The organism is Streptomyces sp. NPDC107575, assembly GCF_055657265.1.
The window spans coordinates 1,137,129-1,158,134 of the sequence record NZ_JBVKBG010000003.1 but is presented as its reverse complement, the minus strand read 5'-3'; the positions used below and the strand labels follow the sequence as shown (position 1 = coordinate 1,158,134).

At 71.7% G+C, this 21,006-nt stretch carries 16 protein-coding genes; 8 read left to right on the top strand and 8 right to left on the bottom strand.

The window, feature by feature from the left end:
- Window positions 1–169: 169 nt before the first annotated feature.
- From ACZ7L4_RS18395 to ACZ7L4_RS18380, 4 genes are read right to left on the bottom strand one after another with little or no spacing between them, the layout of a single operon-like run.
- Entirely contained in the window at window positions 170–1,330 is a 1,161-nt protein-coding gene (locus ACZ7L4_RS18395; RefSeq protein WP_472103669.1) for an acyl-CoA dehydrogenase family protein, read from the bottom strand.
- A gap of 7 nt (window positions 1,331–1,337) precedes the next feature.
- Complete coding sequence (locus ACZ7L4_RS18390; protein ID WP_472103668.1) at window positions 1,338–2,312, bottom strand: hydroxymethylglutaryl-CoA lyase; 975 nt, start codon at window positions 2,310–2,312, stop codon at window positions 1,338–1,340.
- A complete protein-coding gene (locus ACZ7L4_RS18385; RefSeq protein ID WP_472103666.1) occupies window positions 2,309–4,234 on the bottom strand; it encodes an acetyl/propionyl/methylcrotonyl-CoA carboxylase subunit alpha in 1,926 nt (641 codons plus the stop codon). The genes ACZ7L4_RS18390 and ACZ7L4_RS18385 overlap by 4 nt, the downstream gene beginning before the upstream one ends.
- Before the next feature lie 14 nt (window positions 4,235–4,248).
- Window positions 4,249–5,871, bottom strand: coding sequence for a carboxyl transferase domain-containing protein (locus ACZ7L4_RS18380; protein ID WP_472103664.1), 1,623 nt, complete (start codon window positions 5,869–5,871; stop codon window positions 4,249–4,251).
- A 96-nt stretch (window positions 5,872–5,967) separates the two neighbouring features.
- Between ACZ7L4_RS18380 and ACZ7L4_RS18375 the strand changes: the two genes are divergently transcribed.
- The 4 genes from ACZ7L4_RS18375 to ACZ7L4_RS18360 all read left to right on the top strand — a co-directional run bounded on the left by ACZ7L4_RS18375 (window position 5,968) and on the right by ACZ7L4_RS18360 (window position 9,762).
- Window positions 5,968–6,561, top strand: a complete 594-nt coding sequence (locus tag ACZ7L4_RS18375; protein ID WP_450814276.1) for an SACE_7040 family transcriptional regulator — start codon at window positions 5,968–5,970, stop codon at window positions 6,559–6,561.
- A gap of 128 nt (window positions 6,562–6,689) precedes the next feature.
- A complete protein-coding gene (locus tag ACZ7L4_RS18370) occupies window positions 6,690–7,847 on the top strand; it encodes an acyl-CoA dehydrogenase family protein (protein ID WP_450814277.1) in 1,158 nt (385 codons plus the stop codon).
- 35 nt (window positions 7,848–7,882) lie between these two features.
- Window positions 7,883–8,755, top strand: a complete 873-nt coding sequence (locus tag ACZ7L4_RS18365) for an acyl-CoA thioesterase (RefSeq protein ID WP_472103661.1) — start codon at window positions 7,883–7,885, stop codon at window positions 8,753–8,755.
- Window positions 8,756–8,775: 20 nt separating this feature from the next.
- Entirely contained in the window at window positions 8,776–9,762 is a 987-nt protein-coding gene (locus tag ACZ7L4_RS18360; protein ID WP_472103659.1) for a cation diffusion facilitator family transporter, read from the top strand.
- Between the two features lie 152 nt (window positions 9,763–9,914).
- Here ACZ7L4_RS18360 and ACZ7L4_RS18355 read toward each other — a convergent pair whose 3' ends face one another.
- Together ACZ7L4_RS18355 and ACZ7L4_RS18350 are read right to left on the bottom strand one after the other, a co-directional pair.
- Window positions 9,915–10,715 (bottom strand): phosphatase, encoded by an 801-nt coding sequence (locus ACZ7L4_RS18355; RefSeq protein ID WP_450814281.1) that lies wholly within the window; start codon window positions 10,713–10,715, stop codon window positions 9,915–9,917.
- A 69-nt stretch (window positions 10,716–10,784) separates the two neighbouring features.
- Window positions 10,785–12,197, bottom strand: coding sequence for a PucR family transcriptional regulator (locus tag ACZ7L4_RS18350; protein WP_472103657.1), 1,413 nt, complete (start codon window positions 12,195–12,197; stop codon window positions 10,785–10,787).
- Window positions 12,198–12,410: 213 nt separating this feature from the next.
- Here ACZ7L4_RS18350 and ACZ7L4_RS18345 point away from each other — a divergent pair, with 213 nt between their 5' ends.
- From ACZ7L4_RS18345 to ACZ7L4_RS18335, 3 genes are read left to right on the top strand one after another with little or no spacing between them, the layout of a single operon-like run.
- Window positions 12,411–13,883: a sodium:solute symporter family protein gene (locus ACZ7L4_RS18345; protein ID WP_472103655.1), complete on the top strand. Its 1,473-nt coding sequence runs from the start codon at window positions 12,411–12,413 to the stop codon at window positions 13,881–13,883.
- A 46-nt stretch (window positions 13,884–13,929) separates the two neighbouring features.
- Window positions 13,930–14,922 (top strand): agmatinase, encoded by a 993-nt coding sequence (speB, locus tag ACZ7L4_RS18340; RefSeq protein WP_326015080.1) that lies wholly within the window; start codon window positions 13,930–13,932, stop codon window positions 14,920–14,922.
- A gap of 32 nt (window positions 14,923–14,954) precedes the next feature.
- Window positions 14,955–16,628, top strand: coding sequence for a thiamine pyrophosphate-binding protein (locus tag ACZ7L4_RS18335; protein ID WP_472103652.1), 1,674 nt, complete (start codon window positions 14,955–14,957; stop codon window positions 16,626–16,628).
- A 12-nt stretch (window positions 16,629–16,640) separates the two neighbouring features.
- Here ACZ7L4_RS18335 and ACZ7L4_RS18330 read toward each other — a convergent pair whose 3' ends face one another.
- Together ACZ7L4_RS18330 and ACZ7L4_RS18325 are read right to left on the bottom strand one after the other, a co-directional pair.
- On the bottom strand, window positions 16,641–17,438 hold the full coding sequence (locus tag ACZ7L4_RS18330; protein ID WP_472103650.1) for an endonuclease I family protein: 798 nt from the start codon (window positions 17,436–17,438) through the stop codon (window positions 16,641–16,643).
- A gap of 152 nt (window positions 17,439–17,590) precedes the next feature.
- Entirely contained in the window at window positions 17,591–19,816 is a 2,226-nt protein-coding gene (locus tag ACZ7L4_RS18325; protein ID WP_472103648.1) for a mannosyltransferase YkcB-related protein, read from the bottom strand.
- A 133-nt stretch (window positions 19,817–19,949) separates the two neighbouring features.
- Here ACZ7L4_RS18325 and ACZ7L4_RS18320 point away from each other — a divergent pair, with 133 nt between their 5' ends.
- Entirely contained in the window at window positions 19,950–20,957 is a 1,008-nt protein-coding gene (locus ACZ7L4_RS18320; RefSeq protein WP_472103646.1) for an esterase-like activity of phytase family protein, read from the top strand.
- Window positions 20,958–21,006 lie beyond the last annotated feature (49 nt).

Genomic DNA, 21,006 nt, shown 5'->3' with positions numbered 1-21,006 from the left:
GGATGTGCCATGGCGGCGACCGGGTGGGGCGAAACTCAGGGTAGGTTAACCTAAGTTCCCCGGTTTTAATCAAGCCCCTGCGGCAGGTATCTCAAGCTCAAAAGATTGGGGCTCTGCCCCATACCCCGCTCCTCAATCGCCGGAGGGGCTTGATAGGGCCGACCCGGCTCTAACTGGTCAGGCCCAGCTCCCGCGCGATCAGCATGCGCTGCACCTCGCTCGTGCCCTCGCCGATCTCCAGGATCTTGGAGTCGCGCCACATGCGGGCGACCGGGTACTCGTTCATGAAGCCGTAGCCGCCGTGGATCTGGGTCGCCTCGCGCGCGTTGTCCACCGCCACCGTCGACGAGTACAGCTTCGCCAGCGCCGCCTCCTTCTTGAACGGCTCCCCGGACACCAGCCGCGACGCCGCGTCCCGCCAGGCGAGCCGCGCCGTGTGCGCCTTCATCTCCATGTCGGCGATCTTGAACTGGATCGCCTGGTAGCCGCCGATGGCCCGCCCGAACGCCTGGCGCTCCTTGGCGTACTTCACCGACTCGTCGACGCAGCCCTGCGCGAGCCCCGTGGCGAGCGCCGAGATCGCGACGCGCCCCTCGTCGAGGATCCGCAGGAACTGGGCGAAGCCCCGGCCCTCCGTCCCCAGCAGGTTCGCGGCCGGCACCCGTACGTCGTCGAAGTGCAGCTCGCGCGTGTCCGACGCGTTCCACCCCACCTTCGAGTACGGCGCCGCCACCGTGAAGCCCGGCGTCCCGGACGGGACGATGATCGAGGAGATCACCGGTCGGCCGTCCGCCGTGCGGTCGGTCACCGCGGTCACCGTCACCAGACCCGTGATGTCCGTACCGGAGTTGGTGATGAAGCACTTCGTGCCGTTGATGATCCAGTCGCCGGTCTCCTCGTCCCGGACGGCCGTGGTGCGGGTGCCTCCCGCGTCCGAGCCCGCCTCGGGTTCGGTCAGCCCGAACGCGCCCAGGATCTCGCCCGCGCACAGCCTCGGCAGCCACTCCCGCTTCTGCTCCTCCGTGCCGAAGAGGTGGAGCGGCATCGCGCCGAGCGAGACCCCGGCCTCCAAGGTGATCGCGACCGAGGAGTCGACGCGCGCCAGCTCCTCCAGGGCGATGCCGAGCGCCAAATAGTCGCCGCCCATGCCGCCGTACTCCTCGGGGAACGGCAGCCCGAACAGGCCCATGCGGCCCATCTCGCGGACGATCTCGTAGGGGAACTCGTGCCGCTCGTAGAAGTCGCCGATCTTCGGGGCGACGACGTCGTGCGCGAACTCCTCGACGGTGCGCCGGAGTTCCTCGTGCTCGGGGGAGAGGTGGTGATCCATGACTGCCTCACTGCTCCTGGCCGGGATCGGCATGGGTATCGGCGTCGGCCTCGGGTGCGAGGGCGCGAACGGTGCGGGACGGGCTGGGTCGGCCCAGGTGTCCGGCCATCCACCTGCTGGTGTCGGTGAGAAGGCCGAGGTCGACCCCGGTCTCGATGCCGAGTCCGCGCAGCATCCAGACGAGGTCCTCGGTGGCGAGATTGCCGGTGGCGCTCTTCGCGTACGGGCAGCCGCCGAGGCCGCCCGCGGAGGCGTCCACCGTCGTCACGCCGTGCTGCAGCGCCGCCAGGGTGTTGGCGAGCGCCTGGCCGTACGTGTCGTGGAAGTGCACGCCGATCGCGTTCGTCGGCACTCCCTCCTCGTTCAGCTCCGCGAGCAGCGTCTGTACGTGTCCTGGTGTGGCCACGCCGATGGTGTCGCCGAGGCTCAGCTCGTCGCAGCCCATGTCCATCAGGGACTTGGCGACGGAGACGACCTGGTGGACCGGGACCAGGCCCTCCCACGGGTCGCCGAAGCACATGGAGAGGTAGCCGCGGACGTGCGCCCGCGACTCCTTCGCGCGCGCCACCACCGGTTCGAACACGGCGAGGGACTCCGCCACCGTGCGGTTCAGGTTCGCCTTGGCGAAGGACTCGGTGGCGCTGGCGAACACGGCGACGCGGTCCGCCCCGAGGGCCAGGGCCCGGTCCAGGCCGCGTCCGTTCGGTACGAGGACGGGGAGGTGGACTCCCTCGATGTCCTGTACGCGTGGGAACAGGTCCTCCGCGTCCGCCAGTTGGGGCACCCACTTGGGGTGCACGAAGCTCGTCGCCTCGATCGTCGTGAGGCCTGCGCGCGCCAGGCGGTGGATGAACTCCGCCTTCACCTCGGTGGGGACGGCCCGCTTCTCGTTCTGCAGCCCGTCCCGCGCGCCCACCTCGTGGATCCGGACGCGGGCCGGGAGGTCCTGGGTGGGGACGACCATGGGGAGCGGGGTGCTCATCGCGTGGCCTCCCCGCCGTCCTCGGTCTCCGCCGGTGCGACGACGGCCAGCACCTGGTCCATCGCCACCGTCGTCCCCGGTGACACGTCCAGCTCGCTCACCGTGCCCGCGTGCGGGGACGTGATCACGTGTTCCATCTTCATCGCCTCCACCACCAACAGGCTCTGCCCCGCGGTCACCTGGTCGCCCACGGCGACCTTCACCACCGTCACCGTGCCGGGCATCGGCGCCGTCAGGGAGCCCGCGCCGCCGGCCCCGGACCCGGTCAGATGCGCCGCCACCGGGTCGTGGTCCCGTACGTGCCAGGCGTCGCCCTCACGCGCCAGCCAGTCGCCCGCGGTCGCGGTGAGGCGGGCGGGGGCGGTCGGCACGCCGTCGACCAGGACCTCGGTGCCGCGCACCCGGACCTCGACCGGGTCGTGGCCCGCGGCCTTCAGGGGGTGCACGGTCCACGCCGGTTCGCCGCCGAGCCGCCAGCCGGACGGCCGGTCGAACGGGTCCGTCCAGCCACTCCCCGTGGGCTCCAGGGCCTGTTGGCGCAGCACGCCCGCCGCCGCGTAGACCCCCGCCGGGACCTCCGCGTCGACCAGCTCGTCCGTCGCGCGCTCCACCAGGCCGGTGTCCAACTCGCCTGCCACAACGTCCGGGTGGGCCAGCAGGCGCCGCAGGTATCCGGCGTTCGTCGGCACGCCCAGCGTCACCGTGCGTGCGAGCGCCGCCCGCAGCCTGCGCAGCGCCGTGTCCCGGTCGGGGCCGTACGCGATGATCTTCGCGAGCATCGGGTCGTAGAGGCTGGAGACCTCCGTGCCCTCGGTGAGGCCCGAGTCGACCCGGACGCCCTCGCCCTCGGGTTCGTGCAGTGCGATGACCGTGCCGCCGGAGGGGAGGAAGCCGCGCGCCGGGTCCTCCGCGCAGAGGCGGGCCTCCACCGCGTGGCCGGTGAGCGTGATGTCGTCCTGGGCGAAGGGCAGTTGCTCGCCCGCCGCGACCCGGACCTGCCACTCCACCAGGTCGACGCCGGTGACCAGCTCGGTCACCGGGTGCTCGACCTGGAGGCGCGTGTTCATCTCCATGAAGCAGTACGCCGCCGGGTCGTCGCCCGGCACGATGAACTCCACGGTGCCCGCGCCCCGGTAGCCGCAGGAGCGCGCCGCCTCGACGGCCGCCGCGCCCATCGCCGCGCGCGTGGCCTCGTCGAGCAGCACCGAGGGCGCCTCCTCGACGATCTTCTGGTGGCGGCGCTGGAGGGAGCACTCGCGCTCTCCCAGGTGCACCACGTTCCCGTGGCCGTCCGCCAGGACCTGGATCTCGATGTGGCGTGGGCGGTCGATCCAGCGCTCCACGAGGAGCGTGTCGTCGCCGAAGGAGGTCCGCGCCTCGCGCCGGGCGGCCGCGATCTCCTCCTCCAGCGTCGTCAGGTCGCGGACGAGCCGCATGCCCTTGCCGCCGCCGCCCGCGCTCGGCTTCAGGAGGACGGGGGCGCCCAACTTCCGGGCCGCCTCGGCCAGTTCCGGGTCGCGGCCGCCCGGTACCACCGGGACGCCGGCCGTGCTCACCGTCTCCTTGGCGCGGATCTTGTCGCCCATCAGGGCGATCGCCTCGGCGGGCGGGCCGATGAAGACGAGGCCCGCCTCCTCGCAGGCCCGCGCGAACTCCGCGTTCTCCGCGAGGAATCCGTAGCCCGGGTGCACCGCCTGCGCGCCGGTCGCCGCCGCGGCCTCGATCAGCCGCTCCGCCACCAGATAGCTCTCGGTGGCCGCCGGAGGGCCGATGCGCACCGCCTCGTCCGCCTCGCGCACATGGCGCGCGTCCGCGTCGGCGTCGCTGTACACGGCCACGGAGCGGATGCCGAGCGCCCGCAGCGTACGGATGACGCGCACCGCGATCTCGCCGCGGTTGGCCACAAGTACCGTCTCGAACACGTCTGGTCCGCCCCTCACATCCGGAAGACGCCGAAGCCGGCGGACTTCTCCGGCAGCGGCGCGTTGGCACACGCGGTCAGGGCCAGGCCGAGGACCTGGCGGGTCTCCATCGGGTCGATCACGCCGTCGTCCCAGAGCCGGGCCGTCGCGTAGTAGGCGTTGCCCTGCGACTCGTACTGGGCGCGGATCGGGGCCTTGAAGGCGTCCTCGTCCTCGGCCGCCCACTCCTCGCCGCGCGCCTCCATCTGGTCGCGCTTGACGGTCGCGAGCACCGAGGCGGCCTGCTCGCCGCCCATCACGGAGATCTTCGCGCCGGGCCACATCCACAGGAAGCGCGGCGAGTACGCCCGGCCGCACATCGAGTAGTTCCCCGCGCCGTAACTGCCGCCGATCACCACGGTCAGCTTCGGCACGCGCGTGCAGGCCACCGCCGTGACCATCTTGGCGCCGTGCTTGGCGATGCCGCCCGCCTCGTAGTCCTTGCCGACCATGAAGCCCGAGATGTTCTGGAGGAAGAGCAGCGGGATGCCGCGCTGGTCGCACAGCTCGATGAAGTGGGCGCCCTTCTGGGCGGATTCGGCGAACAGGATGCCGTTGTTCGCGACGATGCCGACCGGGTGGCCGTGGATCCGCGCGAACCCGGTGATCAGCGTCTGCCCGTACTCGGACTTGAACTCCGCGAACCGCGAACCGTCCACCACGCGCGCGATGACCTCCCGCACGTCGTACGGGGTCCGCGAGTCGACCGGCACCGCGCCGTAGAGCCCCGCCGGGTCGACCTTCGGCTCGATGGCCGCCTTCACGGCCCACGGCAGCGGGCCGCGCTCCGGCAGCGTCGAGACGATCGTGCGGACGATCCGCAGCGCGTGCGCGTCGTCCTCCGCGAGGTGGTCGGTGACGCCCGAGACCCGCGAGTGGACCTCGCCGCCGCCCAGCTCCTCGGCCGTCACCACCTCGCCCGTGGCCGCCTTCACCAGCGGCGGGCCGCCCAGGAAGATCGTGCCCTGGTTGCGGACGATCACCGCCTCGTCGCTCATCGCCGGGACGTACGCCCCGCCCGCCGTGCACGAACCGAGGACCGCCGCGATCTGCGGGATGCCCGCGCCGGACATCCGCGCCTGGTTGTAGAAGATCCGCCCGAAGTGCTCGCGGTCCGGGAACACGTCGTCCTGCATCGGCAGGAACGCGCCGCCCGAGTCCACCAGGTAGACGCACGGCAGCCGGTTCTCCAGGGCCACCTCCTGCGCGCGCAGGTGCTTCTTCACCGTCATCGGGTAGTACGTGCCGCCCTTGACCGTGGCGTCATTGGCCACGATCACGCACTCGCGGCCGCTGACCCGGCCGATTCCGGCGATCACCCCGGCCGCCGGGGCCTGCCCCTCGTACATCCCGTCCGCCGCCAGCGGCGCCAGCTCCAGGAACGGGGAGCCGGGGTCGAGCAGCGCGTCCACCCGGTCGCGCGGCAGCAGCTTGCCGCGCGCGGTGTGCCGCGCCCGCGCCTTCTCGCCGCCGCCGAGCCGGGCCGCGGCCAGCTTGGCGCGCAGCTCCTCGCCGAGCGCCCGGTGCGCCGCCTCATTGGCCCGCCAGGCCTCCGAAGCGGGCTCCGCCGCGCTCGTCAGCTCCGGTGCCTCCTGCATGGCTTCGAGCCCCCTTGCCCGTACCAGAAAGTTAATGAGCGTTAACCGTCTGACGTCAGGTTAACGCTCGCTAACCTCCCTGTCTAGAATTGCTTCATGGCCACGAGAACCGACGCCCCCACCCGCCGCGAGCAGATCCTCAGGGAGGCCGCGCGGCTCTTCGCCGAGCGCGGGTTCCACGGCGTGGGCGTGGACGAGATAGGGGCGGCGGTCGGCATCAGCGGCCCCGGCCTGTACCGGCACTTCGCCGGCAAGGACGCGATGCTCGCCGAGCTGCTGGTCGGGATCAGCGGGCAGCTCCTGACCGGCGGCAAGCGGCGGGTCGCCGAGGCGGAGCACGGCCCCGAGGCGCTGCTCGACTCGCTCATCGAGGGGCACATCGACTTCGCGCTCGACGATCGCGACCTGATCACGCTGCACGACCGGGAGCTGGACCGGCTGCGCGACAGCGACCGCAAGCTGGTGCGCCAGCTCCAGCGCCAGTACGTGGAGCTGTGGGTGGAGGCCGTGCGCAAGGTCTACCCGGAGCTGGTGGAGGCGCATGCGCGCGTGGCCGTGCACGCGGTCTTCGGGCTGCTGAACTCGACGCCGCACCTGAGCCGCCCGAGCTCGCTGCCGAGCCGGACGGCGACGGCGGGGATGCTGCACAAGTTGGCGCGTGGCGCGTTCGCGGCGGCTGCCGCAGAGTGAGGTCGGCGGCTGCCGCGGAGTGACCTGTATCTCTGGACGCTCCTCGCGACTCGCGGGTAACCTGCCTCTGAGCAAGCGCTTAGTCGCCTGCCATCGTCCGCACACTCGTCGTAGAGGGAGAGTTCTCCGTGCGCCGTACCGTTTTTGATGAGGACCACGAGGCGTTCCGGGAGACCCTGCGCGCCTTCATCGAGGCCGAGGTCGTCCCCCACTACGACGAGTGGTTCCAGCAGGGCATCGTGCCGCGCGAGCTCTACTCGAAGATGGCCGACCTGGGCCTCTTCGGCATCAACGTGCCGGAGGAGTTCGGCGGCGCCGGGCTCGACACCCACAAGTTCGAGGCCATCCAGTACGAGGAGACCGCCCGCGCGGGCGTCTCCTTCGGCGGTTCGGGCGTGCACGTCCTTCTCGCGCTCCCGTACCTCAAGATGCTCGCCACCGACGAGCAGAAGAAGCGCTACCTGGAGAAGTTCGTCACCGGCGAGGAGATGTGGGCCCTCGCGATGACCGAGCCGGGCACCGGCTCCGACCTGGCCGGCATGAAGACCACGGCCAAGCTCTCCGACGACGGCACGCACTACGTGCTCAACGGCTCGAAGACGTTCATCACCGGCGGCGTGCACGCCGACCGCGTCATCGTCTGCGCCCGCACCGCCGCGCCGACCGCCGAGGACCGCCGCCACGGCATCTCGCTGTTCGCCGTCGACACCAAGTCCGAGGGCTACTCGATCGGCCGCAAGCTCGACAAGCTCGGCCTCAAGACCTCCGACACGGCCGAGCTGGCGTTCGTCGACGTGAAGGTCCCCGTCGAGGACCTCCTCGGCGAGGAGAACAAGGGCTTCTACTACCTCGGCAAGAACCTGCCCTCCGAGCGCTGGGGCATCGCCTACGGCGCGTACGCGCAGGCCAAGGCCGCGGTGCAGTTCGCCAAGGAGTACGTCCAGGACCGCACCGTCTTCGGCAAGACCGTGTCGTCGTTCCAGAACACCAAGTTCGAGCTGGCCGCCTGCCAGGCCGAGGTGGACGCGGCCGAGGCCGTCGCCGACCGCGCCCTGGAGGCCCTCGACGCCGGTGAGCTGAGCGCCGCCGAGGCCGCTTCCGCGAAGCTGTTCTGCACCGAGGTCGCGCACCGCGTCATCGACCGCTGCCTCCAGCTGCACGGCGGCTACGGGTTCATGAACGAGTACCCGATCGCCCGCCTGTACGCGGACAACCGCGTGAACCGCATCTACGGCGGCACCAGCGAGATCATGAAGTCGATCATCGCGAAGAACATGGGCCTGTAACCAGCAGAGAATCTTTGCTCGGTACAACTGATCCCATGCATCAGGCACTCGAATCCCTCCTCGATCTGCTCGACCTCGAGCAGATCGAGGAGGACATCTTCCGCGGCCAGTCCCGGTCCTCCGTCGTCCCGCGCGTCTTCGGCGGGCAGGTGGCGGCCCAGGCGCTGGTCGCGGCCGGGCGCACCGTCCCGGCCGACCGGCACGCCCACTCCCTGCACGCGTACTTCCTGGTCGCGGGGGACCCGGGCGCGCCCATCGTCTACACCGTCGACCGGATCCGCGACGGCCGCTCCTTCACGACGCGGCGCGTCGTCGCCGTCCAGCACGGGCAGCCGATCTTCCACCTCTCCGCGTCCTTCCAGACATACGAGGTGGGGCTCGACCACCAGGCCGACATGCCGCCCGCGCCCGACCCGGAGTCGCTGCCGACCGCCGAGGAGATGCTGCCGCGGTACGCAGGCGACGTGCTCAAGCCCGAGGTCGTCCAGCGTCTCCTGGAGGCTCGTGAGGCGGTCGATCTGCGGTACGTCGACGCGCCGCCGTTCGCCTTCGTCGGCGACCCGCAGCCGCCGCGCTCCCAGGTCTGGTTCCGCGCGCGCGGCAAGCTCGCGGACGATCCGTTGCTGCACGTCTGCCTCGCGACGTACGTCTCCGACATGACGCTCCTCGACTCGGTGCTGCTCGCCCACGGGCGGGGCGGCTGGGCCGTCGGCGACGTCGTGGGCGCGTCCCTCGACCACGCGATGTGGTTCCACCGGCCGTTCCGGGCCGACGAATGGCTGCTGTACGACCAGGAGTCGCCGTCCACGTCCGGTGGGCGCGGGCTCGGTCAGGCGCGGATCTACACGCAGGACGGACGGCTCGCGATCACCGTCATCCAGGAGGGCGTCGTTCGCGTTCCGCGCTGATCGGACATAACGTCCCGTACATGGATGTACGGGTGGACGACGGTGCGGGCGGCACGGAAGAAGCGGGCGGGGAGAGCGTCTTCACGGTGCTCGTCGCCGCGGCGGCCAACCTGGGCATCGCCCTCGCGAAGGCCGTCGCCGGTGTCATCAGCGGCTCCAGCGCGATGCTCTCCGAGGCCGCGCACTCCTTCGCCGACACCGTCACCGAACTGCTGCTGCTCGCCTCCCTGAAGCGCAGCGACAAGCCCGCCGACGAGGAGCATCCGCTCGGCTACGGGGGCGAGCGGTACGTGTGGGCGCTGCTCGCGGCCGTCGCCACGTTCGTGGGCGGCGCGGTCTTCTCCCTGTACGACGGGATCCACACGCTCGTCGTGGGCGAGGAGCTGGGCAACCCCGTCGTGTCGTACGTGGTGCTGGGTGTCGCCTTCGTGCTGGAGGGGTTCTCGCTGCGGACCGCCGTGAAGCAGGCGCGGGGCGAGGCGACCCGGGTGCGGGTGCCCTTCGGTACGTATCTGCGGCACACGCCCGACACGGCGGTGAAGGCGGTCGTACTGGAGGACAGTGCGGCCCTTGCCGGCCTGCTGCTCGCGGGCGGCGGGCTGCTCGGCTCGCAGCTCACCGGGTCGGGGGCGTGGGACGGGGTGGCGTCCCTGTGCATCGGGTTGCTGCTGTTGTGGGTGGCGTGGGTGCTCGGGCGGTCCAATGCGGAGCTGTTGGTGGGGCGGCCGTTGCCGAAGCCCTTCCGGGACGAGATCCGGGAGATCGTGCTCGGGGTCGCGCACGTCGAGGCGGTGCTCGAGCTGACGACGTTGGTGCAGGGGCCGCGGGAGGCGTTGGTCGCGGCGAAGGTCGATTTTCGGGATGCGTCCACCGCGGCGCAGATCGAGTGGGCGTGCGAGGACGCCTCGCGGCGGATTCGGGAGCGGTTTCCTGCGGTGCGGCGAGTGTTTTTGGACCCGACCCCGGGGTTCGCGGCGCGCCGCACGGAGGGGCTCAATCCGTGGTGAGCAATTCAAGCCCCTCCGGCGATTGAGGAGCGGGGTATGGGGCAGAGCCCCATGTCTTTTGAGGCGGCGCCGTGGTTGACGACTCGGGGCTCTGCCCCGGACCCCGCTGCTCAATCGCCGCAGGGGCTTGACATGCTCGACCGGCGCTGGGGCTAAACGAGGCCCGCCGCGTCGAGGAGGTAAGCCGTCAGCGGGTCGTAGTGGCGGGGGCTTGTGACGTGGTCGTCCAAGGGGATCGTCACCTGCATCGTGCCCTCGGCCTCGCCCACGAAGAGCGCCGGGTCGTTGCAGTCCGCGTAACCGACGGAGTCCAGGCCCCGCTGCGCCGCGCAGCCCGCCCAGCCGTGGTCGGCGACGACCAGGTCCGGCAGCGCGCGGCCCTCGCGGGCGAGGCCGTCGAGGATCGCAGCCATGGGGTCGGGGGAGTGCGTGTGCCACAGCGTCGCACCGCGCTCCAGCATCGCCACGTCCGCGAACTGGAAGACCATGCCCTCGTCCGTGGCAAGCCCCTCGGGGATCGTCATGATCTCGCAGCCCGCCGCGCGCAGGGCGGCCGCCGTCGCGCGGTGGACGTCCAGGAGACCGCCCGGGTGCCCCGTGGCGAACAGGACCCGCTGGTTGTCCTCCGCCGCCTTGCGCAGGCGCGCCGCCATGCGGTCCAGGGCGTCGACCGTCAGCTCGGGGTCGATCGTGTCCTGGCCCGAGCGGTGCGCCGCGTCGGGCACGACCCCGCAGCGTTCGGCCATGACGGCGAGCACGTCGGCCTCGTCCGTCCAGCGGTCGCCGAGTTCCAGGCCCAGCCAGTAGTGGCGGTCGCCGTTCGCGAGCTTTCGGTAGTGCGAAAGGTTGTTCTCGCGGGGCGTTGCCACGTCGCCCGCGATGCGCGTGCGGACGAGGTGCTTGATCAGGGCGGCACGGGTCGGGACGTCGCTGGGCAATCCGGGTATCGGCATGAGCCCATTGTGCAGGGGGCCGCCGCGCGGCGGTGATCGGTTCCGGGGAGTGGAACGACGGTCACACCGTCAGCGCGGCCGGCGCAGTGCGAACCACAGCTCCATGCGGGTGTCCGGGTCGTCGAGGTCCGTGTCCAGGAGTGTGGCGCAGCGGGCGATGCGCTGGCGGACCGTGTTGCGGTGGATCGACAGGGCCAGGGCCGTGCTCTCCCAACTGCCGTGCAGGGAGAGCCAGGTGCGCAGGGTCTCCAGGAGGGCCGGCTTGTCGGACAGCGCGGCGAGGGTCGGCGCCGGGGTGTCGTCCGGGCGGTGGTGGGCCAGCGGGCTGCGGGTCGCCCGGGCGCGGGTGAGCGCGTGGGCCGCCTGCGCGTCGGCGAGCGGCAGGTCCCGGGGGAGCGCCGGGGCGCTGACCCCGAGCACGTGGCCCGCGTGCGGCGTGACGTCCTGGTCGGACGGAACGAGGGCGCGGGTGAGCGGGTCGTCGGGGGAGGTGGAGGTGGCGGTCAGGGGCGTCGCCAGGTCCGGGGCCGGGCGGGGCGACAGCGGGCGGGCGTGGATCACGCGCCACGTGGTGTCCGCGCCGAGGAGTTCCGTCGCCGCGTCCGCGCGGTCCGCCCCGAGGAGGAGGTCCACCAGGGTCGCCGCACGGCGCGTGTCACCCGTCGAGCGGTGCTCGCCCGTGAGGAGCGAGAGCAGGACCACCGCCGCCCCCGCGATCGTGTGGTCGCCCGGCGAGCGGACCCGCGTCGCGAGGCCGAGCGCGCCGCCCGTGCTCAGCGCGTACGCCGACAGATGCGTGCCGCCCACCGTGTCCGCTGCCGACGACGGGGTGGGGAAGAGGTGCGTGGCGTGCGGGCGGACCACCGCCGTCAGCTCGGCCAGCGCCTCGCTCACGGCGCGCGGCGGGCGCGCCCCCGCGTGGTGCGGCTCGTCGCCCTCCGGCGTGACGGCCACCGCGAACCCGCCGGTCCGCTGGGCGAGTTGGCGAAGGACGGAGGGCAGCGGGTCGGGCCTGGCCGCCGCCGAGGCCAGCGCCTGCTGAGCCTCCGTCACCCGGCGCAGCTCCGCGTTCCTGGCCTGCGCCATCAGCTCCCAGACGGCGCGCGCGATGCCGCTGAACGTGGTCCGCGGAGGGACCTCGACGAGCGGGATCCCGCGCCGCTCGCAGGCCGCGACCAGCTCCGGCGGCACCGTGTCGAAGACCGGCGTCACACCGAAGCCGAGCGCCACCGCGCCGCCCCGCGCGACCCGCTCCGCGTACTCCTCGAAGTAGCCGTCGACGGGCGCGGCGGGCGCGTGCACGCCCGCCGTGAGCAGCAGCTCGCCGCCCAGCAGGTACGGCTCCGGGTCCGTCAGCTCCGAGGTGTGCGCCCCGTGCACGAGGACGTCCGCCGCCGCGGGCCCCGCGATCTGGCGAAGGCCCAGGTCGGCGCGGGCGAGCACCGCGGCGAGCGGAATGCCCTGTGTGGGGGGTGCGGTCACGGTCACCTGTGGACGATTCCTCTGCTCTGATCCTGGACAGTGGATGAAACGTACACTTCAGCGCCGCTTTTCGGCCACCTAGATTTCTTCCGACCGGTGGGTGCGGGTACGGGCGGATGTCCCCGACACCCCCAGGGGCCCAGCAGGGGCTCCACAGCCGGACACACTCCCTTGCACGACACGCCACCGAGGTGGACGAAGGAGGACAGCCCCATGGCCGTCGACTACATCGTGATCGTCGTCTACCTGGCAGGCATGCTGGCCATGGGCTGGTGGGGCATGCGCCGCGCCAAGTCCAAGAGCGACTTCCTGGTCGCAGGACGGCGCCTCGGCCCCGCCATGTACTCCGGGACCATGGCCGCTGTCGTGCTCGGCGGCGCCTCCACCATCGGCGGCGTCGGCCTCGGCTACCAGTACGGCCTGTCGGGCGCCTGGATGGTGTTCACCATCGGCCTCGGCATCCTCGCCCTGTCGCTCTTCTTCTCGGCGCGCATCGCCCGGCTGAAGGTCTACACGGTCTCCGAGATGCTCGACCTGCGCTACGGCGGCGGCCGCGCCGGGATGATCTCCGGCATCGTGATGTGGGCGTACACGCTGATGCTGGTCGTCACGTCCACCATCGCGTACGCGACGATCTTCGACGTGCTCTTCGACGTGCCGCGCACCCTCGCGATCGTCGTCGGCGGCACCATCGTCGTCGCCTACTCGACGCTCGGCGGCATGTGGTCGATCACCATCACCGACATGGTGCAGTTCGTCGTGAAGACCATCGGCGTGCTGATCATCCTGCTGCCCGTCGCGGTCATCAAGGCCGGTGGCTTCAGCGAGATGAAGGCCCAGCTCCCCACCTCGTACTTCGACCCGCTGGGCATCGGCGGCGAGACGATCTTCACGTACGTGCTGATCTACACGTTCGGCATGCTCATCGGCCAGGACATCTGGCAGCGCGTCTTCACCGCCCGCAACGACAAGGTGGCCCGCTGGGGCGGCACCGTCTCCGGCGTCTACTGCCTGCTCTACGCGATCGGCGGCGCGGTCATCGGCACGGCGGCCAAGGTCCTGTACCCGAAGGGCCTCGGCCAGGCCGACGAGGCGTTCGCGCAGATCGTCAAGGACGAGCTGCCCGTCGGCATCCGCGGGCTCGTCCTCGCCGCCGCCCTCGCGGCCGTCATGTCGACGTCCTCCGGAGCGCTCATCGCCTGCGCCACCGTCGCCAACAACGACATCTGGAAGCGGCTGCGCGGAGTGAAGGCCGAGGTGTCCGTGGAGGACGAGCACGACGAGGTGAAGGGCAACCGGATGTTCATCCTGGGCCTCGGCATCGTCGCGATCGTCATCTCGGTCCTCCTCAACAACGTCGTCGAGGCGCTGACCGTCGCCTACAACCTGCTCGTCGGCGGGCTGCTCGTGCCCATCCTCGGCGGGCTGCTCTGGAAGCGCGGCAACGTCAACGGCGCCCTCGCCGCCGTCACCGTCGGCGGCCTCACCGTCATCGGCGCGATGTGGCGCTACGGCATCCTCGCCAACGAGCCCGTGTACTACGGCCTCGTCGCGTCACTCGTCGTCTACGTGGCCGTCTCCCTGGCCACCCGGCCCACCGACGCCGCCGTCCTCGCCAACTGGCGCGAGCGGCTCGCAGGGCGCGGCGCCGAGGCGCCCGAGCCGGCCCCCGCCGCGGCGCAGTAAACAGCAGCACCGCAGTAACCCTCGTAGGAAAGAAGGCATGCGCGCAATGAACAGCAACGAGACGCCCCGCGTTCCCAACGGCCCCACGGGCGCCGTCGGACCGGTCGACTCCTCCCGCGTCCCGCGCTACGCGGGCCCGGCGACGTTCGCCCGCCTGCCCCGGCTCGACGAGGTGGACGCCGCCGATGTCGCGGTCGTCGGCGTCCCCTTCGACACCGGTGTCTCCTACCGGCCCGGCGCCCGCTTCGGCGGCAACGCCATCCGCGAGGCCTCCCGCCTCCTGCGCCCGTACAACCCGGCGCAGGACGCGTCCCCGTTCGCGCTCGCCCAGGTCGCGGACGCCGGTGACATCGCGGCCAACCCGTTCAACATCAACGAGGCCGTCGACACCATCGAGGCCGCCGCGGACGATCTGCTCGGCTCCGGCGCCCGCATGATGACGCTCGGCGGCGACCACACCATCGCGCTGCCGCTGCTCCGCTCGGTCGCCAAGAAGCACGGCCCGGTCGCGCTGCTGCACTTCGACGCGCACCTCGACACATGGGACACGTACTTCGGCGCCGAGTACACGCACGGCACCCCGTTCCGCCGCGCCGTCGAGGAGGGCATCCTCGACACCTCCGCCCTCTCCCACGTCGGCACCCGCGGCCCGCTGTACGGCCGCTCCGACCTCACCGAGGACGAGAAGCTCGGCTTCGGCATCGTCACCTCCGCCGACGTCTACCGGCGCGGCGCCGACGAGGTCGCCGACCAGCTCCGCCAGCGCATCGGCGACCGCCCGCTGTACATCTCCATCGACATCGACTGCCTCGACCCGGCGCACGCGCCCGGCACCGGTACGCCGGAGGCGGGCGGCATGACCTCCCGCGAGCTGCTCGAGATTCTTCGCGGCCTTTCTTCGTGCAACCTGGTGTCCGCGGACGTCGTCGAGGTGGCGCCCGCGTACGACCACGCGGAGATCACGTCCGTCGCCGCCTCGCACACCGCGTACGAGCTGACGACGATCATGTCCCGCCAGATCGCCGACGCACGCGCGTAAGACCTACGCGCTCAGAAGGAGACGGGCACCAAGTGACGCACGACCACGACCTGGAACTGACGCCCACCCCGGAGCAGACCGAGGCGGCGCTCAACCCGCCCGCCGGCCGCAAGGGCGGTGACCTCGTCGTCGAGACCCTGCACGGGCTCGGCGCGTCCACCGTCTTCGGTCTGCCGGGGCAGCACGCGCTCGGCATGTTCGACGCGCTGCGCCGGTCGTCGCTCAGGTACGTGGGGCTGCGCGTCGAGAACAACGCCGGATTCGCGGCGGACGCGTACGGCCGGGTCACGGGAGAGGTGGCGCCGCTGCTGCTCTCCACCGGGCCCGGCTCGCTGATGTCGCTCGCCGCGCTCCAGGAGGCGGCCGCGGCCTCAGCCCCGGTGCTCGCGATCGGCAGCCAGATCCCGGTCGCGGGGCTCGGCGGTGGCCGCCACGGCTACCTGCACGAACTCCGCGACCAGCAGGCCTCGTTCCGGGACGTGGTCAAGTCCGTCCACACCGTCCGTACGCAGTCCCAGATCCCGTCGGCGATCGCCGCGGCCTGGGAGTCGGCGCTGAGCGCCCCGCACGGACCGGTGTGGGTGGAGATCCCGCAGGACGTGCTGCTCGCCGAGACGATCCTGCCGGTCGTCACGGGCGTGGACGCGACCCCGCACGACCTCGTGCCGCGTCCCGAACTCACGGCCGTGGCGGCCGACTTGCTCGCTCGCGCCGAACGTCCGGCGATCATCGCGGGCGGCGGCGTCGTCCGCGCGGACGCGACGGGCAAGCTGCGCGCGCTCGCCGAGCGGATCAACGCGCCCGTCGTCTCCACCTTCGGCGGCAAGGGCGCCTTCCCCTGGGAGCACCCGCTCTCGCTCCAGTCCTGGATGGAGGACCGGCACACGACGGACTTCCTGGAGGACGCCGACGTCCTGCTCGTCGTCGGCTCGGGACTCGGTGAACTCTCCTCGAACTACCACACGTTCAAGCCGCGCGGCCGCGTCATCCAGATCGAGGCCGACGCCGGGAAGCTGGAGTCCAACCACCCGGCCCTCGGCATCCACGCGGACGCACGCCTCGCGCTCCAGGCCCTCGCCGAGACGGTCGCCGAGCGCCCCGACGCCGAGGCGCCCGCGCGCGTCGCCGCGGTCCTGAAGGCCGTACGGGAACGGATCGACGCGCAGGAACTCACCCTGGAACAGGGCGTGTTGGCGTCGGTGCGCGAGGCGCTCCCGGCCGCTTCCCCGTCCTTCTGGGACATGACGATCCTCGCCTACTGGGCGTGGTCGGCGTGGCCCGGCGCCATGCACTCGGCACAGGGCGCCGGCGGCCTCGGCTACGGGTTCCCGGCGGCGCTGGGCGCGGCCGCTGCCGACCCGACCACACCCGTCCTCGCGGTCTCCGGCGACGGCGGCGCCATGTACTCCATCGCCGAACTGGCCACGGCGAAGCAGTACGACCTGAACGTCACCTGGCTGATCGTCGACGACGGCGGCTACGGCATCCTGCGCGAGTACATGACCGACGCCTTCGGCGAGGCGACCGCGACGGAACTGGCCCGCCCCGACTTCGTGGCGCTCGCCGAGTCCTTCGGCGTCCCCGGGGTGCGGACGACCCCGGAGACGCTCAAGGACGACCTGGCCGAGGCCTTCGCGGCGCCGGGGCCGCGCGTGGTGGTGCTCCCGGCGCTGCTCAGGATGTTCGCGCCTACCCATCTGGGCTGACGCGGAGGGCACCTACCAGATCGACCCGACCCACTCCGGGTGGTCGATGAACGGGTTCCGGTTGTGCTGGTAGGTGTCGAAGATGACGTCGTTGCGGTTCTGCTCGAAGGCGTCCGGCGGGTCCTCGTCGCTCCACTTCTTCAGGACGGAGAGCTTGCCGATGTTCGGCGCGCTGCCGTTGTCCACGGAGTCGTTGGGTTCGAGGTCGGCGAAGGAGTCGTCGCCCTCGTAGCGGACCGCCATGTAGAGGATCATCCGCGCGACGTCGCCCTTGACGGCGTCGCGCGGCTCGAACGAGTCGTCGTCGGTGAGGCTGCCGCCGCCGTTCGCGACCTCGCTGCCGCCGTTGTCGAAGTCCTTGTTGCCGCGGATCGAGTTGACCGTGACGTCCTCGGGGCGCAGGTGGTGCAGGTCGGTGCCGGGTCCTGTCGCGGTGCCGAAGTCGCCGTGGGACTTGGCCCAGACGTGCTCGCGGTTCCAGTCCCCGCTGTCGCCGCCGTTGGCGGACTTCGCGCGTGAGGTGCCGCTGTACAGCAGGATCACGTTGGAGCTGTTGGCCGGGTCCTGGTCGGTGGTCTTCAGGGCGTCCCAGACCGCGTCGTAGGAGAGCTTCGTCTGGTCGCTGATGATCGTGTGCAGCGCGCTCTTGAGCTCGGCGCCGGTCTTGCCCTCGGCGTCCTGGTAGTACGTGTCGTCGTACGCGGCGGTGGTCACGGGGGCCGGGTTCGCCGTCGCCGCCGTGGGGAGGGCGAGGGCGGCCAGGACGGCCGCGGTGGTGAGGGCGAAGGTGCGTATGGGGATTCCGGGCATGTGGGGTGTCCGTCCGTTCTACGCGGGTTGATTGGTGGAACGGAGCGTGACATGAACACGTATGGATTGGGTGAATGCCAGGCGTCGATCCTGTGACGACAAGGGCCCCTGACCGGCTGCCAAGGGCCCTTGTGGTGCGTCGAGTTGTGGGATCAGTTCACGTCGGACGGGTCGAGGCGGTACAGCGACTGGGAGTCGGTCGAGTCGCTGGACTTCTTGCTGTACTCGCTCGACTTCACCGCCGTGCCGTGCTTCTTCACCCACTTGGTGACCGCGGAGCTGACGTCGCTGCCGCCGCCCATGGGGCCGCCCATGCCGCCCTCGCCGACCTGGATGTAGTGCAACTGGCCGCTCTTCACCAGCTTCTCGAGCTTGGCGACGGTCATGCCCTTGTCCGAGCCCGTGAAGCCGTACATGGAGATGACCGGCTTCTTCGTGCTGAGGATGATCTGGGCCGCGGACTGCGAATTGGACACCGCGAGCAGCCACTTGGCGCCGTCCTGGTGCTTCTCCAGGTACGAGATCAGGTCGCTGTCGACGTTGCCGCCCATGCCGCCGCGCATGGCTCCGCCGCGCCGGCCGGATTCCTGCTTGCCGGAGCCGGAGCCGGACTCCTGGCCGCCGGGCATCTCGCCGCCGCCCTGCGGAGAGCCGCCTTCCGGGGAGCCGCCACCGGGGAAGCCGCCCTCGGGAGCCTGGCCACCGCCCGGCATCTCGCCACCGCCGGGCATCGAGCCGCCCTCGGGCATCTCGCCGCCGCCTTGCTGCGAACCGCCGCCCTGCTGGGAGCCGCCCTGCCGCGAGCCCCCGCCCGGCATCTCGCCGCCGCCCGGGAAGCCGCCCCGGCCCCCACCGGGACCGCCCATGCCGCCACCCGTCGTCGGCCCCGCCGTCGGGTTCGTGCCGCCCATGCCACCGCCCGCTCCGGAGGAGAAGGGCTCCGCGAAGGAGTACGCCGCCGGGCCCGCCACCGACGCGACCACGGCAGCCGCCACGGCCACCGCGAGCAGCCGCAGCCGGCGGCCCGTCGACGTACGGAGGACGAGCAGCCCCGCGATCGCGAGCGCCATGACGAGCGCGACCACCGGCCACAGCCAGCCGTTCCAGCCGGAGGCGCGGCGCAGCAGCACGACCGCCCAGATCCCGGTGACGCCGAGCGCCACGGGCAGCACCCACGCCCACCGCTTGTCCGTGCGGAACGCGCGCAGCAGCATCACGCCGCCGCCCCCGCACAGCGCCGCGATGCCCGGGGCGACCGCGGTCGTGTAGTACGGGTGCATGGTGCCCTCGGCCGTCGCGAACGTGACGTAGTGCAGCACCAGCCAGCCGCCCCACAGCACCAGCGCGGCGCGCGTGAGGTCGGTGCGCGGGGCGCGGCCGCGCAGCACCAGGCCGCCGACCAGGGCGATCACCGCGAACGGGATCAGCCAGGAGATCTGCCCGCCGAGCGTGTCGTTGAAGAGCCGGCCGAGGCCCGCCGTGCCGGAGAAGCCGCCGCCTCCGCCGCCACCGCCCCCGCCGTTGCCCTCGCCGCCGAGGATCCGGCCCAGGCCGTTGTAGCCCATGATCAGGTCCCAGGCGGAGCCGTCCGTCGAGCCGCCGATGTACGGGCGCTCGTCGGCCGGGACCAGCGAGACCGCCGTGGCCCACCAGAAGCTGGAGACCACGAGCACCACGGCCGCGAGCACCAGGTTGCGCGCCTTCTTCGCCCAGCCCAGGTGGGACGCGTACACGTACACGGCGAAGACCGCCGGCAGCGCGATGTAGCCCTGCAGCATCTTCGTGTTGAACGCGAGCCCGAAGCACGCCGCGGAGGCGAGCAGCGGCAGCAGCCGTCCGTCGCGGGTGGCGCGCAGCGCGAGGGCCGCGCCGCCCACCATCAGCAGGACGAGGAGGGTGTCCGGGTTGTTGTCGCGGTTGATGGCGACGGTGATCGGGGTCAGCGCCAGGACCAGCGCGGCGATCGCGGCGGCCGCGTGTCCCCACACCCGCTTCACGGACGAGTGCAGGATCCAGATCGTGCCGAGCCCGGCCGCGATCTGCGGCAGCATCATCTGCCAGGTGCCGAAGCCGAGGATCCGGCAGGAGAGGCCCATCGTCATCAGCGAGAGGGGCGGCTTGTCCACGGTCAGGAAGTTGCCCGCGTCGATGGAGCCGAAGAACCAGGCCTTCCAGCTCTGGGTGCCGCTGTAGACGGCGGCGCTGTAGAAGCTGTTGAGGCCGGACGAGGACAGGTTCCAGGCGTACAGCACCCCGGCGAGCACGAGGATCGCGAGCAGCGCGGGCAGTGACCAGCGCGGCGTGCGGCGCTCGGCCGGCGGTTCCACCGGCGGAGGAGGTGCGGGTGCGTCGGAATGCGTATCGGTCATGGAGGTCACCAGTGCACGGTGCACGGCGCCGGTGGGGGTGGGCTGTGGTGAAGCTGGGTGACACCTGTGGATGCGGCCGGGGGCCCGAATCGTTCACGGGAAGTCCGCCCCGGCGTCGCCGCCCGCGCCCTACCGTGACCCCATGTCGCGCAGATCAGTACGTTCCGTGCTCGCCCTCGCCGCCCTGTCGGCCGCCTGCCTGACGGTTTCGGGACCGGCGCACGCCGCCGGGGCCGCCGGGAACTGCTCCCGCTCCGTCTCGGTCACCGGCTACTCCGACGCCCTCGACAAGACGACGTACGAGGGCACCTTCGTCGGCAACATCTCCGCGCTCGCCGCCGACCGGGGCGGCAGGATCGCCGCGCTCTCCGACCGCTCGTCCCTGTTCACGCTCGACGGGAAGACCCTCGCGCCGCGCTCCGTCGCACGGCTCGCCGACGAGAAGGGGGCCGCGCTCGACTCCGAGGGCCTGGTCGTCGACCGCGACGGCACGTACCTCGTCACGTCCGAGACCGAGCCCTCGATCCGCCGCTACGACCGCTCGGGCGCCCGGATCCTCGACCGCCTCCCGGTCCCGGAGCCGCTCACCGCCAGGGCCCGCGCCAACGCCTCCTTCGAGGGCCTGACCCTGCTGCCCGGCCTACGCACCCTCCTCGCCTCCATGGAGTCCCCGCTCACCGGCGACGACGCCAACCGGCTCCAGACCTGGCGGCGCACGCCCACCGGCTCCTTCGCGTCCGCCGCCCAGTACGGCTACCGCACCGACCCGAACCTCGGCATCTCCGAGGTCACCGCGGCCCCCGACGGCCGCCTCCTCGTCCTGGAACGCGGCTTCACCGCAGGCGTCGGGAACACCGTCCGCCTCTACGCCGCCGACCTGCGCGGCGCCGCCGACACCTCCGGCATGGAGACCATCGGCCCCGGCACCCGCCTCGCCCACAAGACGCTCCTCGCCGACCTGGCGCACTGCCCGTCGCTCGGCGCGCCCGCCCACCAGCCGCAGCCCAACCCGCTGCTCGACAACATCGAGGCGATGACGGTCACGGGGCGTGGCCCGCACGGCGCGCTGCGCCTGCTCCTGGCCAGCGATGACAACCAGAGCGCGAACCAGATCACCCGTTTCTACTCACTGACCGTGTCCGGGCGCTGATCCGGGCGGATTGTTACAGCGGGATGAAATCCGCTCCTGGTCGCGTTGG

What these genes read in the sequence shown, in the direction of transcription:
- ACZ7L4_RS18395 (WP_472103669.1), bottom strand. Translation starts at nt 1,330, where the DNA reads ATGGATCACCACCTCTCCCCCGAGCACGAGGAACTCCGGCGCACCGTC.
- ACZ7L4_RS18390 (WP_472103668.1), bottom strand. Translation starts at nt 2,312, where the DNA reads ATGAGCACCCCGCTCCCCATGGTCGTCCCCACCCAGGACCTCCCGGCC.
- ACZ7L4_RS18380 (WP_472103664.1), bottom strand. Translation starts at nt 5,871, where the DNA reads ATGCAGGAGGCACCGGAGCTGACGAGCGCGGCGGAGCCCGCTTCGGAG.
- ACZ7L4_RS18375 (WP_450814276.1), top strand. Translation starts at nt 5,968, where the DNA reads ATGGCCACGAGAACCGACGCCCCCACCCGCCGCGAGCAGATCCTCAGG.
- ACZ7L4_RS18365 (WP_472103661.1), top strand. Translation starts at nt 7,883, where the DNA reads ATGCATCAGGCACTCGAATCCCTCCTCGATCTGCTCGACCTCGAGCAG.
- ACZ7L4_RS18360 (WP_472103659.1), top strand. Translation starts at nt 8,776, where the DNA reads ATGGATGTACGGGTGGACGACGGTGCGGGCGGCACGGAAGAAGCGGGC.
- ACZ7L4_RS18355 (WP_450814281.1), bottom strand. Translation starts at nt 10,715, where the DNA reads ATGCCGATACCCGGATTGCCCAGCGACGTCCCGACCCGTGCCGCCCTG.
- ACZ7L4_RS18345 (WP_472103655.1), top strand. Translation starts at nt 12,411, where the DNA reads ATGGCCGTCGACTACATCGTGATCGTCGTCTACCTGGCAGGCATGCTG.
- speB (WP_326015080.1), top strand. Translation starts at nt 13,930, where the DNA reads ATGAACAGCAACGAGACGCCCCGCGTTCCCAACGGCCCCACGGGCGCC.
- ACZ7L4_RS18330 (WP_472103650.1), bottom strand. Translation starts at nt 17,438, where the DNA reads ATGCCCGGAATCCCCATACGCACCTTCGCCCTCACCACCGCGGCCGTC.
- ACZ7L4_RS18320 (WP_472103646.1), top strand. Translation starts at nt 19,950, where the DNA reads ATGTCGCGCAGATCAGTACGTTCCGTGCTCGCCCTCGCCGCCCTGTCG.